The sequence below is a fragment of the Pseudomonadota bacterium genome, from assembly GCA_034660915.1.
In the GTDB taxonomy this organism is placed as follows: domain Bacteria; phylum Desulfobacterota; class Anaeroferrophillalia; order Anaeroferrophillales; family Anaeroferrophillaceae; genus DQWO01.
The window spans coordinates 1-1,410 of the sequence record JAYEKE010000065.1 but is presented as its reverse complement, the minus strand read 5'-3'; the positions used below and the strand labels follow the sequence as shown (position 1 = coordinate 1,410).

Here is a 1,410-nt window from a genome sequence, read left to right as displayed (position 1 = left end):
CGCCGGGTCCAGGAAGATGCCAGCGCCCGGGAGTTGAGAATTGTCAGTGAGGAACTGCAGGATGCTGAGCATCAGTTGACCCGGCTGAAACAAAGTCAGCAGGAACATGAGCGGCAATGGCTTGCCATTGAGCAGCAGGGGATCAGCAGTATGGAAATTTCCCTGCACCGTCAGTATGCTCTCCATCTGTATCGTAATATTAGTACCCAGGGTATACAGGTCACCGAAATAAAAGCCAGGCTGGACTTGAAACGCCAGGAATTGATCGAAAAGATGAAACAACGGCGCCTGCTGGAACGACTGAAGGAAAAAAGATTTCAGGAATATCTGGTTGCCGAATACCGAACGGAACGAAAACAAATTGATGAACTGGCGGTCAGCCGTACTTTTTCCCGCTAATAAAATTGATGATTTCATAAAAATTCCATCTTCGGCCTTATGATGCTGCAACTTTTGTTACCGTGGCTATCTGACCGGCAAAAATTGCCTAGATAGTATCCCTCTTCCCCCCTGTTTTCTCCCACTAGCCGAGCTGAAAAAACTTGCATTTTCTATAGCTTAAGGCTGTCTTAAGGTAAATATTCGCCTACGTTTCCAAAAAAGATAAAAATACTCTCACGGAGGCGCAAAGCCACAGAGAACCACAGTCTCTACCCTCTGTGACTCCGTGTCTCTGTGAGAAATAATAAAAATTTGCCAATCTATAAACAAAGTTTAATATTTACATCTTAAGTTTTAATAATGGTTTATCATCTTTGTTGACTTGGGAAGGCATGCTTTTTGCTGTTCTATAGAGGACTGAGGGTGTTGGTTAGGGGATGTTTTTTCTCATTTCTATTTTTAACCTGCTGATATTATCTATGAAAATATTTTCCTTCACGTTGTGTGAAAAATTGGGGAAAAAACATCCCCCCCGGGATTTCCTGCCTATGTCAGCAATTATGCTGAGCATTTTTCTCCTGCTGTGTCTGCCGCAATCCGGTCTGGCGGTCGAGTCATCATATTCAGATCAGCAACTTATTCGGATGTCTGAGATCTTGCATGAAAAGGAAAAAACATTGCAGGAAAAAGAATCGTTGCTGCGGGAAAAGGAACGACGGTTGATTGTTCTGCAAAAGGAATTGCAAAAAAAAGAGAAAGATATCGAAGACTTGCGCCAGAAGACGGAAACGGTACTTGCTGAGCTGCAAGCATTAAAAGATGAGGACTTATCTAGTCTGGTTGCGGTTTATACGGCCATGAAACCAGCCGCGGCAGCTCCATTGGTGGAAAAGCTGGATCTTGCTTATGCCGTTGAAGTGATTTTACGGATGAAGCCGAGAAAAGCCGCAAAATTATTGTCTGCTATAGAACCAAAAAAAGCAGCGGCAATTTCCCGTTCCATTACGACATTAACTGCTGAAGAAATAA

The 1,410-nt window shown here is 43.4% G+C and carries 2 protein-coding genes; both read left to right on the top strand.

Annotated features, from left to right (window positions below):
* Positions 1 to 399 (top strand): flagellar export protein FliJ (gene fliJ, locus U9P07_03920; protein MEA2108546.1); only part of this gene is annotated, 399 nt, incomplete at its 5' end.
* Between the two features lie 530 nt (positions 400 to 929).
* A partial coding sequence (locus U9P07_03915) for a hypothetical protein (GenBank protein ID MEA2108545.1) occupies positions 930 to 1,410 on the top strand: 481 nt, incomplete at its 3' end.